Origin of the sequence: Streptomyces sp. NPDC058534 (assembly GCF_042717365.1) — a bacterium.
Classification (GTDB): domain Bacteria; phylum Actinomycetota; class Actinomycetes; order Streptomycetales; family Streptomycetaceae; genus Streptomyces.
The window spans coordinates 1-14,220 of the sequence record NZ_JBHXNW010000055.1; the positions used below are offsets into that span (position 1 = coordinate 1).

The 14,220-nt window shown below is 74.3% G+C and carries 11 protein-coding genes; 8 read left to right on the forward strand and 3 right to left on the reverse strand.

Translation table 11 applies throughout. From position 1 onward, the window contains the following. Window positions 1-169: 169 nt before the first annotated feature. The 3 genes from ACFWR9_RS28770 to ACFWR9_RS28780 are packed head-to-tail and all read right to left on the reverse strand — an operon-like array spanning window position 170 to window position 2,209. Window positions 170-1,081: an aminoglycoside phosphotransferase family protein gene (locus ACFWR9_RS28770; RefSeq protein WP_383846892.1), complete on the reverse strand. Its 912-nt coding sequence runs from the start codon at window positions 1,079-1,081 to the stop codon at window positions 170-172. 39 nt (window positions 1,082-1,120) lie between these two features. Beyond that, on the reverse strand, window positions 1,121-1,642 hold the full coding sequence (locus ACFWR9_RS28775; RefSeq protein ID WP_383846894.1) for a ferritin-like domain-containing protein: 522 nt from the start codon (window positions 1,640-1,642) through the stop codon (window positions 1,121-1,123). A gap of 3 nt (window positions 1,643-1,645) precedes the next feature. Then, window positions 1,646-2,209, reverse strand: a complete 564-nt coding sequence (locus ACFWR9_RS28780; protein WP_383846896.1) for a hypothetical protein — start codon at window positions 2,207-2,209, stop codon at window positions 1,646-1,648. Window positions 2,210-2,474: 265 nt separating this feature from the next. Here ACFWR9_RS28780 and rimP point away from each other — a divergent pair, with 265 nt between their 5' ends. The 8 genes from rimP (at window position 2,475) to ACFWR9_RS28820 (ending at window position 14,177) form a co-directional block, all read left to right on the forward strand. Next, window positions 2,475-3,041: a ribosome maturation factor RimP gene (gene rimP, locus ACFWR9_RS28785; RefSeq protein ID WP_383846897.1), complete on the forward strand. Its 567-nt coding sequence runs from the start codon at window positions 2,475-2,477 to the stop codon at window positions 3,039-3,041. A 2-nt stretch (window positions 3,042-3,043) separates the two neighbouring features. Continuing rightward, a complete protein-coding gene (gene nusA / locus ACFWR9_RS28790; RefSeq protein WP_365641960.1) occupies window positions 3,044-4,066 on the forward strand; it encodes a transcription termination factor NusA in 1,023 nt (340 codons plus the stop codon). A 102-nt stretch (window positions 4,067-4,168) separates the two neighbouring features. Further along, entirely contained in the window at window positions 4,169-4,450 is a 282-nt protein-coding gene (locus ACFWR9_RS28795; protein ID WP_383846899.1) for a YlxR family protein, read from the forward strand. A gap of 176 nt (window positions 4,451-4,626) precedes the next feature. Further along, on the forward strand, window positions 4,627-7,761 hold the full coding sequence (gene infB / locus ACFWR9_RS28800) for a translation initiation factor IF-2 (protein ID WP_383846901.1): 3,135 nt from the start codon (window positions 4,627-4,629) through the stop codon (window positions 7,759-7,761). Between the two features lie 155 nt (window positions 7,762-7,916). Then, complete coding sequence (locus ACFWR9_RS28805) at window positions 7,917-8,210, forward strand: DUF503 domain-containing protein (RefSeq protein ID WP_064730112.1); 294 nt, start codon at window positions 7,917-7,919, stop codon at window positions 8,208-8,210. A gap of 89 nt (window positions 8,211-8,299) precedes the next feature. Further along, window positions 8,300-8,773 carry a 30S ribosome-binding factor RbfA gene (gene rbfA, locus ACFWR9_RS28810; RefSeq protein WP_383846903.1) on the forward strand — a complete coding sequence of 158 codons (474 nt, stop codon included), beginning with the start codon at window positions 8,300-8,302 and terminating at the stop codon, window positions 8,771-8,773. Continuing rightward, window positions 8,770-9,675, forward strand: a complete 906-nt coding sequence (gene truB, locus ACFWR9_RS28815) for a tRNA pseudouridine(55) synthase TruB (protein WP_383846905.1) — start codon at window positions 8,770-8,772, stop codon at window positions 9,673-9,675. Before rbfA ends, truB begins: the two co-directional genes overlap by 4 nt. 254 nt (window positions 9,676-9,929) lie before the next feature. After that, entirely contained in the window at window positions 9,930-14,177 is a 4,248-nt protein-coding gene (locus ACFWR9_RS28820) for a trypsin-like peptidase domain-containing protein (RefSeq protein WP_383846907.1), read from the forward strand. Window positions 14,178-14,220 lie beyond the last annotated feature (43 nt).

Here is a 14,220-nt window from a genome sequence, read left to right on the forward strand (position 1 = left end):
CCCGCAGCGGTTGGCGCGTCAACACAGGTCACTTCTGTGGCCGACCGATTCCGCGCCGTTCCGAGGACGGACACCCCCCGGCGCGGCCCCGACCCACCACCGACCGCAACGCGCTACGCGCACCCCCACCGAAGCAGCCACAGGCCGCCGCAGGCACCGCACCCGCCCCTCACAGCCAGCCCGCGAACTCCAACAACAGCTCCGCGTCCTTCTCACGGCCCACCCGCCGAGCCCGCACCCCCGACTCGACCGCGCGGAACAGCGTCCACCCCCGCAGCCGTTCCTGGTCGACCTCCAGCGACTCCGCGAGCCGCTTCACCCGGCGCCGGGTCGTCGACGCCCCCGACGGCTGGGCGATGAGGTCCTCGACCCGATCCCGCACCAGCCGCGCGAGGTCGAAGGCAGTCTCGCCGACCACCGGATCCGGCCCCACCGCCAGCCACGGCATCCGGTCCCCGGCAAGCACCTTGCTCTGCCGGAACGTGCCGTGCAGCAACCGCGCCCCAGGCGGCCCCGCCAGCAACTCCTCGCGAGCCGCGAGCGCCGCGTCGACCAGCGGCGCCACCTCGGCGTCCGCCGCCGCACCCGCCCGCATGGCCTCAGCCTGCCGCCCGGTCCGCTCGGCCACCGTCTCGAAGGGATGCCCGGCCGGCGGCTCGACCCACAGCCGCCGCAACGTCCCGGCCGCCTCCAGCAATGCCTTCGCCTCAGGCAACGACCGCACCGACACATCAGGATGCAACCGCTCCAGCAGCAGCACCCCCTCGCCGCCCTCCCCAGCAGCAGCCTCTTCGCGCAGCTGAACCGCCCCCAGTCCACCCCAGTGCGCGAGCGCGGCCCGCTCACTCTCCGGCCGCGCCCGCCGCGGGGCCAGCTTCAGCACCGCGGGCGCCCCGTCGGCGCCCCGCACGAGGACCACCAGGCTGCTCCGCCCCCCGGGCACCTGCACCCGCTCGGCGCTCAGCCCGCGCAGCGCCACCGCCCGCTCCGCCGCCTCGGGCAGCCGCGCCAGCCAGTCGTCGCCGCCAGGTGCCGTCTCGCCGAGCGCCCTGACCAGCCGCCGCGGCGCTTCGAAAGCCATGCGCGAGCCGTTCCCTTCCCGTACGTGCAGCCGTACGCGTTACCCAGCCGGTGTGGCAGAAGCCGAAGCTCCCGGAGCCGAAGCTCCCGGAGCCGAGGCCCCCGGAGCCGAGGTGCGCCCCGACGACCTGCCGGTCCGCTCGGCGAGCCCAGGGAAGGCTACGCTCCCGCCCCGCCACCGCGCCGCACGGACCGCCGCCTCCCGCAGCGCCCCGGCCGCAGCGGCCCGCCGCTCACCCTCGGCCGCCCGCACCAGGTCGGAGTAGACCCCGGCGAGCCGCTCCTCCAGCTCGGCCGCCAGCCGCACCGCCGCCGCCGCGTCCGGCACGGAGAAGGGGAGCGCGTACCCGGCCGACGCGGCCACCGGCCTGCCGCCCAGGTCACGCACCTCGCGTGTCAGCGCGTCCCGCCGTGCCCGGTGCGCGTCATAGGCCGTCCGGACCTCGCCGCGCCGTTCCTCACCGATCCGCCCCCCGACGACCCCGTAGCCGTACACAGCCGCGTGCTCAGCCGAAAGCGCCGCCTGGAGGGCGTCCAGCTTCCGGTCCTCCGCCTCGCTCACCCGTCACCCTCCGTCCGTCAGCAGATACACGTGCGCCGCCCCGGCCGCCGCCACGGAGGCCAGCAGCCGCGCCAGCTCACCCGGCACCTCCAGCAGCGCCTCGGCCCGCCGGTCGGCCAGCTTCCGCTCGGCGCCGGCCAGCAGGGCCACCGCGTCCCTCTCGTCCGCCGGCACCCGCCCGACGCCGTCCCCGGGCCCGGCAGCCCGCGCGGACACCGAGGGCGACGCCACCGACGACGCCTCGGACGACGCTCCCGCCGACGCCGTACCCCCCGCCCCGAACGCCTCCGCGTGCCGTACGACCTCCTCCCGCAGCGGACGCAACCGCTCCGCCAGCCCCGGATGAGCGCCGATCACCGCCGCGTACCGCGCGGCCAGCGCCTCGCTGTCCCGGCCCGCACGCGCGCGTGCGGCGTCGGCCGCAGAGCGTTCGGCGGCCCGGTCCTCGGACTCCGAGCCGCCGGAGCACCCGACGAGCAGGACGGCCCCGGCGGCCCCGGCGGCCGACACGAGCAGACTCCTTCTGCGCGGCCCCGACGGCGGGCGCGGCGATGCGGAAAACGACACGGCAGACGTCCTCGACAGGCTCGTACGGAAGCGGCGGCAAAGCGACGGACAGAGCGACGGGCAGAACGACGGACAAAGCGACGGGCGACGCGGCGGGGACCCGCGGCGCGGCCGGCCCGTGATCACGGTACCCGGGCCCCGGCCGGGCCCCGGTCATCGGCACCGCCGAGCCGGGGTGGACGGCAACACCCCCCGGGACCCGATACCCTTTGACCAGACACGCGACCCATCCCACAACAGCACACGCGGCCGAGGAGTCACCCGGATGAGCACCACCCAGAGCGAGAGGCTGCGAGAGCTGCTGGAGCCGCTCGTCGCCTCCCAGGGACTGGACCTCGAAGAGATCGCGGTGGACTCGGTCGGCCGCAAGCGTGTGCTGAGAGTGGTCGTCGACTCCGACACCGGCGCCGACCTGGACCGGATCGCCGATGTGAGCCGCGTGCTCTCGGCGACGCTGGACGAGAGCGACGCGATGGGCGAGGCGGAGTACACCCTGGAAGTGGGCACCCCGGGCGCGGAGCGCTCCCTCACCGAGCACCGCCACTACGTGCGCGCCACGGACCGCCTGGTCCGCTTCCAGCTGCACGAGGGCGGCGAGCTGGTCGCCCGTGTCCTCGCCGTGGACGAGGACGGACTCGACCTGGAAGTGCCCGGCGTGAAGGGCCGCAAGGCCACCACCCGCAGACTCGCCTTCGGTGACATCGACAAGGCACGCGTCCAGGTCGAGTTCAACCGCAAGGACGCCAAGGACACCGAGCACGCCGAGCACACCGAGAACACCGAGAACACCGAGAACACCGACAACAGCGACACGACGGAAGAGGAGGCGTAGCCGTGGACATCGACATGAGCGCCCTGCGGGGCTTGGTACGGGAGAAGGAGATCTCCTTCGACCTGCTGGTCGAAGCGATCGAGTCGGCCCTCCTCATCGCCTATCACCGCACCGAGGGAAGCCGCCGGCACGCGCGCGTGGAACTCAAGCGGGACACCGGACACGTGACCGTGTGGGCGAAGGAGGACCCCGACGACCTCGAAGAGGGCCAGGCGGCCCGCGAGTTCGACGACACCCCGTCCGACTTCGGCCGTATCGCCGCCACCACCGCCAAGCAGGTCATCCTGCAGCGGCTGCGCGACGCCGAGGACGACGCGACGCTCGGCGAGTACGCCGGCCGCGAGGGCGACATCGTCACCGGCGTCGTCCAGCAGGGCCGCGACCCGAAGAACGTGCTGGTCGACATCGGCAAGCTGGAGGCCATCCTGCCGGTGCAGGAGCAGGTGCCCGGCGAGACCTACCCGCACGGCATGCGGCTGCGGTCCTATGTCGTCCGGGTGGCCAAGGGCGTGCGCGGTCCCTCCGTGACGCTGTCCCGCACCCACCCCAACCTGGTGAAGAAGCTCTTCGCCCTGGAGGTGCCGGAGATCGCCGACGGGTCCGTCGAGATCTCCGCGATCGCCCGCGAGGCCGGCCACCGCACCAAGATCGCCGTCCGCTCCACCCGCTCGGGCCTGAACGCCAAGGGCGCCTGCATCGGCCCCATGGGCGGCCGGGTGCGCAACGTCATGGGGGAGCTGAACGGCGAGAAGATCGACATCGTCGACTGGTCGGACGACCCGGCCGAGATGGTGGCGAACGCGCTCTCCCCGGCCCGCGTCTCCAAGGTGGAGGTCGTGGACCTGGCCGCCCGCTCCGCGCGGGTGATCGTGCCGGACTACCAGCTGTCGCTGGCCATCGGCAAGGAGGGCCAGAACGCCCGCCTCGCGGCCCGGCTGACCGGCTGGCGCATCGACATCCGCCCGGACACCGAGCAGCCGTCCGGACAGCCCTCCGAGCAGCCCTCGGGCGAGCACGGGGAATAGATCCAAGCCGCACGGCGCTGAGATCACGTCAGCTTTGCGTGTGGCACGTGTTCGATTCTTGCCCCGAAGGGGTGAGGTCGGCCCGGGGAGGTAGACTTAGCAGTGTCTGGCCGGACACGTACTCGAGCATGCCCTGAGCGCACCTGCGTGGGGTGCCGGGAGCGAGCGGTCAAGAGCGAGCTGCTGCGCACCGTGGCGGTCGAGGGTCATTGCACCCCTGATCCACGCGGTACGCTGCCCGGCCGGGGTGCGTACGTACACCCCGTACCGGTCTGTGTCGACCAGGCGGTGCGCCGCAAGGCGTTCCCGCGGGCGCTCCGCGTCCCGGGTCCGCTCGACGTAAAGGCGTTGCGCCACTGCGTCGAGCAGACACAAGGTTGCTGAAAGCAGCATGTAAGCAACGTGGTAAGGAAGACGAGCCGTGCGGAATCCCCCGCCCGGCCCGGTACCTCGCGAGTCGAAAGCAGGTCGAGATTGCGATGAGCACTCGATGAGTACGCGATGAGTACGCCCATGAACTAGCGACGGTCCGGACGCAACCCGGACCTCAGAGGAGCGAAGTGGCTAAGGTCCGGGTCTACGAACTCGCCAAGGAGTTCGGCGTCGAGAGCAAGGTCGTCATGGCCAAGCTCCAGGAGCTCGGTGAATTCGTCCGTTCGGCGTCTTCGACCATCGAAGCGCCCGTAGTACGCAAGCTGACAGATGCCTTCCAGCAGGGTGGTGGCAACGGCCGGGCAGCCGGTCGCCCCGCCGCCCCGAAGAAGGCCGCCCCCAGGCCCGCCGCGCCGTCTCCGGCGCAGGCTGGGGGCCCCTCCCGCGCCGTTCAGGCAGCGGGGGATCGTCCGGCCGCGCCGCGTCCGGCGGCCCCGAAGCCGGCGGCTGCCCAGCAGCCCGAGGCTCCGGCGGCCCCCGCTCCGGCGCCCTCCCAGGGTCCGCGTCCGACGCCGGGCCCGAAGCCCGCGCCGCGTCCGGCCCCGGCCGCGCCGGAGTTCACCGCTCCGCCGACCGCACCGGCCGCACCGGCCGCCTCGACGCCGGCTCCGGCCGGCCCGAAGCCCGGCGCGCGTCCCGGCGCCCCCAAGCCCGGCGGTCGTCCGTCCGGTCCGGGTCAGGACCGTGGTCAGCAGGGCGGCCAGGGCCGTCCCGGTGGCCAGCGTCCCGGCGCCCCGGCGCAGCGTCCCGGCGGCCGCTCCGGCGGTCCGCGTCCGGGCAACAACCCCTTCACCTCCGGCGGCAACGCCGGCATGGCGCGCCCGCAGGCGCCCCGTCCGCAGGGCGGTCCTCGACCGGCCGGAGGCCACGGCGGTCCCGGCGGTCCTGGCGGCCCCGGTGCCTCCGGCGCCGGTCCCCGTCCGCAGGCCTCCGGCGGCCAGGGCGGCGGTCCCCGTCCCCAGGCTCCGGGCGGCAACCGTCCGAGCCCCGGCTCGATGCCTCGTCCGCAGGGCGGCGGCCAGGGCGGTCCCCGTCCCGGCGGCGGTCCGCGTCCGAACCCCGGCATGATGCCGCAGCGTCCCGCTGCGGGCCCGCGTCCGGGCCCCGGTGGTGGCGGCGGCGGTCGCGGTCCCGGCGGTGCCGGTCGTCCCGGCGGCGGCGGCGGTCGTCCCGGTGGCGGCGGCGGCTTCGCCGGTCGTCCCGGCGGCGGTGGCGGCGGCGGTCGTCCCGGTGGCGGCGGCGGTTTCGCCGGTCGTCCCGGTGGCGGTGGCTTCGGTGGCGGCGGTGGCCGTCCCGGCTTCGGCGGTCGTCCCGGTGGTCCGGGTGGCCGTGGTGGCACGCAGGGCGCCTTCGGCCGTCCCGGCGGTCCCGCGCGTCGCGGTCGCAAGTCGAAGCGGCAGAGGCGCCAGGAGTACGAGGCCATGCAGGCCCCGTCGGTCGGCGGCGTGATGCTGCCTCGCGGCAACGGCGAAGCCATTCGCCTGTCGCGCGGTGCGTCGCTCACCGACTTCGCGGAGAAGATCAACGCCAACCCGGCGTCGCTCGTCGCGGTCATGATGAACCTCGGCGAGATGGTCACCGCGACCCAGTCCGTCTCCGACGAGACGCTCCACCTCCTCGCCGGCGAGATGAACTACACGGTTCAGATCGTCAGCCCGGAGGAGGAGGACCGCGAGCTGCTCGAGTCCTTCGACCTGGAGTTCGGCGAGGACGAGGGCTCCGAGGAGGACCTGGTCGTCCGTCCTCCGGCCGTCACCGTCATGGGTCACGTCGACCACGGTAAGACCCGACTGCTCGACGCCATCCGCAAGACGAACGTCGTCGCGGGCGAGGCCGGCGGCATCACCCAGCACATCGGTGCCTACCAGGTCGCGACCGAGGTCCACGGCGAAGAGCGCAAGATCACCTTCATCGACACCCCGGGTCACGAGGCGTTCACCGCCATGCGTGCCCGCGGTGCCAAGTCGACCGACATCGCGATCCTGGTCGTCGCGGCCAACGACGGCGTCATGCCGCAGACGGTCGAGGCGCTCAACCACGCCAAGGCGGCCGAGGTCCCGATCGTCGTCGCGGTCAACAAGATCGACGTCGAGGGCGCCGACCCGACCAAGGTGCGCGGTCAGCTGACCGAGTACGGCCTGGTGGCCGAGGAGTACGGCGGCGACACCATGTTCGTCGACATCTCCGCCAAGCAGGGTCTGCACATCGACTCCCTGCTGGAGGCCGTGGTCCTCACCGCGGACGCCTCGCTCGACCTGCGGGCCAACCCGAACCAGGACGCGCAGGGCATCTCGATCGAGTCCCGTCTCGACCGCGGCCGCGGTGCCGTGGCGACGGTCCTCGTGCAGCGAGGCACCCTGCGGGTCGGCGACACGATGGTGGTGGGCGACGCCTACGGCCGCGTCCGCGCCATGCTCGACGACAACGGCAACAACGTCGCCGAGGCGGGTCCGTCGACCCCGGTCCAGGTGCTGGGTCTGACCAACGTCCCGGGTGCCGGCGACAACTTCATCGTGGTCGACGAGGACCGTACGGCCCGCCAGATCGCGGAGAAGCGCGCCGCCCGCGAGCGGAACGCGGCGTTCGCCAAGCGCACGCGCCGCGTGTCGCTCGAGGACCTGGACAAGGTGCTCAAGGCCGGCGAGGTCCAGCAGCTGAACCTGATCATCAAGGGTGACGCTTCCGGATCGGTCGAGGCCCTGGAGTCCTCCCTGCTCCAGCTGGACGTCGGCGAAGAGGTCGACATCCGCGTCCTGCACCGCGGCGTCGGTGCGGTCACGGAGTCCGACATCGACCTGGCGATGGGCTCCGACGCCATCGTGATCGGCTTCAACGTGCGCGCCGCGGGGCGTGCCGCGCAGATGGCCGAGCGCGAAGGTGTGGACGTCCGGTACTACTCGGTCATCTACCAGGCGATCGAGGAGATCGAGGCGGCCCTCAAGGGCATGCTCAAGCCGGAGTACGAAGAGGTCGAGCTGGGCACGGCGGAGATCCGCGAGGTCTTCCGCTCGTCCAAGCTGGGCAACATCGCGGGTGTTCTCATCCGCTCCGGCGAGGTCAAGCGCAACACCAAGGCGCGCCTGCTGCGCGATGGCAAGGTCATCGCGGAGAGCCTCAACATCGTGGGCCTGCGTCGCTTCAAGGACGACGTCACCGAGATCCGCGAAGGCTTCGAGGGCGGTATCAACCTCGGAAACTTCAACGACATCAAGGTCGACGACGTCATCGCGACGTACGAGATGCGCGAGAAGCCGCGGGTGTAACCACCGCGACTTCCGAGACGGTGCGGTCCGGGGCCGGTCGGCGGAGCACAAATATCCGTCGATCGGCCCCGGCCGTTCGTTGTACGGTTCTGATGTCCCCGCCCGTGAACGGCGGGGCCATCGATCCCGAACCGGCGGGTGAACCGGTTGCATACATGTATGTGGGGACGCTGTCCTTCGACCTCCTCCTCGGCGACGTACATTCGCTGAAGGAGAAGCGCTCCGTGGTCCGCCCGATCGTCGCCGAACTCCAGCGGAAGTACGCGGTGAGCGCGGCCGAGGTGGAGCACATGAACCTGCACCGCCGGGCGGTCGTCGGCCTGGCCGTGGTGTCCGGCGACGCGGGCCACCTCAGCGACGTACTCGACCGGTGCGAACGGCTGGTGGCCGGCCGGCCCGAGGTGGAACTGCTGTCCGTGCGACGGCGCCTCCACGGCGACGACGACTGACCGGACCACGCTAGACCAGGCCAGATCACACCAGATCACGCAAGATCACGCAAGATCACGCCAGAGAAGAAAGAACGGGAGACGGACCAGTGGCCGACAACGCGCGGGCGAAAAGGCTGGCGGACCTCATCCGAGAGGTGGTGGCCCAGAAGCTGCAGCGCGGGATCAAGGACCCGCGGCTCGGCTCGCACGTCACCATCACGGACACCCGGGTCACGGGTGACCTGCGGGAGGCGACCGTCTTCTACACGGTGTACGGGGACGACGAGGAGCGCACGGCCGCCGCGGCGGGCCTGGAGAGCGCCAAGGGCATCCTGCGCTCCGAGGTCGGCAAGGCGGCGGGCGTGAAGTTCACGCCGACCCTGGCCTTCGTCATGGACGCCCTCCCGGACACCGCGCGCAACATCGAGGACCTCCTCGACAAGGCGCGTCAGTCCGACGCCAAGGTGCGCGAGGCGTCCGCGGGCGCCGCGTACGCCGGCGGGGCCGACCCGTACCGCAAGCCGGACGAGGATGACGGTGAGGCCGGCGAGGGCGACGAGACGGACGACACCGCTAAATGACCGAGAAGCACACCACGCCCGACGGCCTTGTCATCGTCGACAAGCCGTCGGGTTTCACTTCGCACGACGTCGTCGCCAAGATGCGGGGCATCGCCCGGACACGGCGCGTCGGGCACGCCGGCACGCTCGACCCGATGGCGACGGGCGTCCTGGTCCTCGGCGTGGAGCGGGCGACCAAGCTCCTCGGACACCTCGCCCTCACCGAGAAGGAGTACCTGGGCACCATCCGGCTCGGGCAGACCACCCTGACCGACGACGCCGAGGGCGAGATCACGAGGTCCGAGGACGCCTCGAAGGTCACCCGGGACGCGATCGACGCCGGCATCGCCGAACTGACCGGCGAGATCATGCAGGTGCCGTCCAAGGTCAGCGCCATCAAGATCAATGGCGTGCGCTCCTACAAGCGGGCGCGCGAGGGCGAGGAGTTCGAGATCCCCGCCCGCCCCGTCACCGTCTCCTCGTTCTCGGTGTACGACGTCCGCGACGCCGTCGCCGAGGACGGCACCCCGGTGCTGGACCTGGTGGTCTCGGTGGTCTGCTCCTCCGGTACCTACATCCGGGCCCTGGCGCGCGACCTGGGCGCCGGTCTCGGCGTCGGCGGTCACCTCACCGCGCTGCGCCGCACCCGGGTCGGGCCCTACAAGCTCGACACCGCCCGGACGCTGGACCAGCTCCAGCAGGAGCTGACCGTCATGCCCATCGCGGACGCGGCCGGTGCCGCCTTCCCGCGCTGGGACGTCGACGACAGGCGGGCCAAGCTGCTCACCAACGGGGTCCGGCTGGACATGCCCGAGGTCTACACGGGCGCCGGTGCTGTCGCCGTCTACGGACCCGAGGGCGGACTGCTCGCGCTCGTCGAGGAGCACAAGGGCAAGGCGAAGAGCCTGGCCGTCTTCGGCTGAGCCGACGCGCAGTCGGCGTCCGCCCGTGGAGCGGCGATCACGGGGACTTCACTGTCGCCGCTCCACGGCCCCCCTCGGTTCCCCCGCCTCCTAGGGTGTATCCAACCTTCCCCTCCTGTTCACCCGTCCGGGCAGGCGCTCGGAGTGAACCGGGGGAGTGGAAGGGGGCGCGTTCGCCAGGGGATCTGTCCCGCTGATCATCACGCGCCTACCGTCGAACACACAGCACGGGTGTACGGCGGGGAGGTTCGGCGATGGCGTCGAGGAACCGGTCCCGGGAGGCGGCGGGCGGCAGGGCGGGACAGGGGTCGAGGGACGGAGCCCGGGACGCGCGCGGCGGGCCCACGGCCCGGGCGGCCGATCCGGCCCGGCACGCGCCCGACGACGCCCTGGTCCAGGTGCACGACCTCGCCGGACGCCCCCGCGGCACGGGATTCGTCGCCGACCACCACGGCACGGTGCTCACCAGCCACGAAGCGGTCGACGGCCTCTCCCGGCTGGTCCTGCGCACCGCCGACGACCGGCGCCGCGTGGTGGCCGCCGCGGACGTGACCCCGCTGCCCGCCCTCGGCCTGGCCCTGGTCCGCACCGAGGGCCTGGGCGTCCGCCCGCTGCCCGTCACCACGCGGGACCGCGTCGAGGCCGGGACCTACGTGCGTATCGCCGCCGGCGGCTGGCGCGAGGCCCGCGTCCTGGGCGCCACCGACGTGACCTACACGGCCACCGACCGCTTCCACCTCCTCGGCGACGCCCTGGAACTGGCCTGCGGCACCTCCGGGCGGGACGCGCTGCGGCTGGGCGGCGGCGCGGCCGGCGGTCCCGTCCTCGACATCGCGACCGGTGCCGTCCTCGGTGTCCTCGGCACCGCGCTCAGCTCCGGACACAGCGACGTCGGCTTCGCCGTGCCGCTGCGCCGCACGGACACGGGCCCGCTCGCCGCCCTGCTCGCCGAGAACGCCGCGACGGTCCCGGCCTACGGAGCCGATCTCAACCTGGCGGGTGTCCTCGCCCTCACGGCCACGTCGGTCGGGCAGGACGGTCCGCGCGGGGACGCCCGTGCGGTGGAGGGCTCCGGGGCGACGCCCGGTGCCGGGCCGGCCGGCGGCGCACCCGCGCTGGTGAATCCGGTCGAACGGGCCCCGGTGACCCGCGCGTTCACCGCCTTCGCCGCGAGCCGCGCCCGCGTGCTGGGACTGGTCGGCGCGCCGGGCAGCGGCCGTACGACCGAGCTGGCGGCCCTCGCCGCCCGCCGCTCCCGGGGCCCCGCACCGGCACCCACGCTGTGGCTGCGCGGCGCCGACCTGTGCGACGAGGACATGTCGCTTGCGGACGCCGTGCGCCGGACGCTGTCCCGGGCCGCCCGCATCGTCGCCGCCTCGGACCGCGCCCGCCCCGACGACCTCGGAGACATCGCCCCGGAACGCCTCGCCCGCCTGGCCCGCACCGCCGGAAGGCCCCTCCTCCTCCTGCTGGACGGCCCCGAGGAGATGCCGCCCGTGCTCGCCCACCGCCTCCCCGAGTGGACCGAGGGCACCGCGGCCTGGCTGGGGGAGACGGGCATCCGGCTCGTCATCGCCTGCCGGGCGGAGTACTGGGAGCACGCGGGAGCCGAATTCCCACGGGAACTGCTGTACGACCCGGTGCCCGGCGAGCGGCCCTTCGCGCCGGGTACGGCGGACGGTGCCGACAAGGCACCGTCCGAGACGCCGGGGGTGGTACGGCAAGGCCGGTCAGCCATGCCGGTGCCGTCCTGGGCGGCCGCCGGGGGACGAGCGTCGGCCGGTGCGGTGCCGCCCCCCGGGACGTCGGAGGCTGGATCTGGACTGCGGCCGCCGAGCCCGACCGCCGGTCCTTGGGCGCCGGGCGCGGTGTCCGCGAGGGCCTGGTCTTCGGTGCCGTCCGTGGGTGGTGCCGAATCCGGGACGGCGTCCGCCGGATTTGGACCGAACCCGCCGGGGCCGAGCGGCGGTCCTTGGGCGCCGGGGTCGGTGTCTGCGAGGGCCTGGTCTTCGGTGCCGTCCGTGGGTGGTGCCGAATCCGGGACGGCGGCCGCCGGATTCGGACCGAACCCGCCGGGCCCGACTGCCGGTCCTTGGGCGCCGGGGTCGGTGTCTGCGAGGGCCTGGTCTCCGTTGCCGTCCGTGGGAGGGGCCGAACCCGGGGCGGCGTCCGCCGGATCTGGACCGAGGCCACCGGGAGCAACCCGCGGGCCCTGGTCGCCGAGCCCGGCTTCCGTCGGTGCCTGGTCGCCGGCGCCGTCCGGCGGAGTGGCCGGGGCCGGGGCGGCGGTCGTCGTGTCCCGGCCGGCGTTTGCCGGGGCGGAGACAGCCGCCGCCGGGCCGGTGCTCCCGCCCTGTGTCCCGATCGGCGACCTGGGCGACGAAGAGGCCCGGGAGGTGCGCGCCCGCCACCGCGTCCCGGACGGCGCCCTGGCGGCCCCGGACGACCGGCACCCCCTCACCCTGCGTCTGCTCGCGGAGGCCCACGCCGGCCTCGACGTGCCCCCGGCGCCCGTCGACCGGGACGCGGTCTTCGTGGCGTACCTGGACCTGATGTGCCTGCGCGTCGCGACCCGCCTGGCCGGCGAGAACGGCCTGCGTGGCACCGCCGTACGCCGCCTCGCCGCGAAGGTCTCCGGGCAGGTCCACGAGGCCGCCCGGCGCAGTCTCGGCCCCGGGCAGGGCGCGCTGGACCGGGAGTCCTTCGAGGCGCTGTTCCCGTGGGGGCCCGCCCCGGCCCGGCTCGGCGGCGGCACCGGATGGGCGTCGGCCGTGCTCGCCGAGGGCCTCCTCGTCCCCGCGGGCCCCGGCTACCGCTTCGCACACGAGGAGCTGGCCGACTGGATCCAGGGCGTCCACCTCGATCTGGACGGCGCCCTGCGCGCCCTCGTCCACCGCCGCGGCACCCCGCACGACCCGCACGACACGCACGACCCGCACACCCTCCCCGTGCCGCACCACCGCATCGGCCCCGTCGTCGAGGCCGTCCTGCTCCTCGCCCGGCAGCACGGCGTCCTCCAACTCGCCCTGACCCTCGAAGAGCTGGTGAACACCCTCGACGCCGACCCCCACTCCTGGTGGGCCCCCCGGCTGCTCACCCGCGTCCTCGCGCGCGTGCCCGACGCGACCCCGTACACGGAGGTGCTGCGGCTCCTCGCCGACGGCCTCGCGGAACGGCGCGGAGAGGGACGGCCGGTGCCGGCGGAGTTCGGGCCCGCCTTCTGGACGGGCCTGCGGCTGCCCGAGGCCACCCGGCTGGACCTGCTGCGCCGCCTCGTCCTCGCCGACGGCCCCCCGAGCGAACCGGGCCCCCGCCACCTCGACACCGTCGCGGCACTGCTCACCGCCGGCCCCGCGGCCGTACAGCCGCTCCTCGTCCGCTGGTTCGACGACGATCGGCCGCTGCCCGCCACCCCGCACGCCACCGTCGCGACGGCCGCGCAGGCGCTGCTGCACACGCACCGCCACCGGGGCCTGGACGGGCTCACCGAGGTACTCGTAGACAGCACCCACCGGCGGGCCGACGAACTGCTCGCCGTCCTGGCCGAGGAGGAACCCTCGGCCCTGTGCCGCGCCGTCGAGCGGTGGGCGCGCGACGAGCGCCCCGAGCGGCGGAGCGCCGCCGTCGCCCACGGCCTGCGCACCGCCCCGCACGCCCGCACCGCCGCCGACCGCACCCTGCTCCGGCACGCCGCCCTCGTTCTGCTCGCCGGGCCCGCCGACAGCCTCCTGCACGGCGGCGCGCTCGCCCTGCTCCTGCGCGACCCGGACTGCCGCGAACGCCACCTCCCGAGGGCGCTGGACCACTTCGCGGCCGGCGATCCCCACCTCCCGCCGAGCGCGGTGGCCACCGCCCTGCCCACCCATCCGGATGCCGTCCTCGAAGCCTTCCGGGCCAGGCTGCGCGGCCCGGACGCGGGGGAGGCGCTGCGCGTGCTCGCCGACGCCACCACACCCGCGCTGGCCCGCCCGGTGGCCGCCCTCGTGGCGCGAGCCGTCGCGGACCGCCCCGAGACCGCCGGACACCTGGCCGCCTACGTCGACCGGCGCCTCGACCGGGACCCCGCCGACCGCGCCGTACTCCACCCCTTCGTCACCCGTCTCCTCGACGACGGCCCCGAGCCCGCGCGGGCCGCCCTCGCCGGTGTCCTCCCCGCCGACGGCGCCGCCGCGGTCGGCCCGCTCCGCGGGGACCTGCGCGAGCACCTCCTCGCCCACGAGCAGGCCCCCGCCGTCCTGGACGCGCTGCTGTACGCGGCCGCCCGGTGTGCCGGCGAGGACCAGCGCGCCCTCGTCCACCGCACCGGCCTCCTCCTCGTCCGCACCCCCGACGGCGCCACCCGCTTCGACCGCGGACTGGTCGACCTGGCCCGTCACCTCCCGGGCTTCGCCACCCGGCTGACCGGCTGGCTGGCCGACGCGCCGCTGGACTGGGCCGCGCTGGTCGGCCCCAGCGCGCGCCGCACGATCGAGAACCTCGCGGGCGCCCGGGTCCCCGCCTGACCCCGGCCCGGACGGCATGGCACCCTTAGTCCTGCGTAAGGGT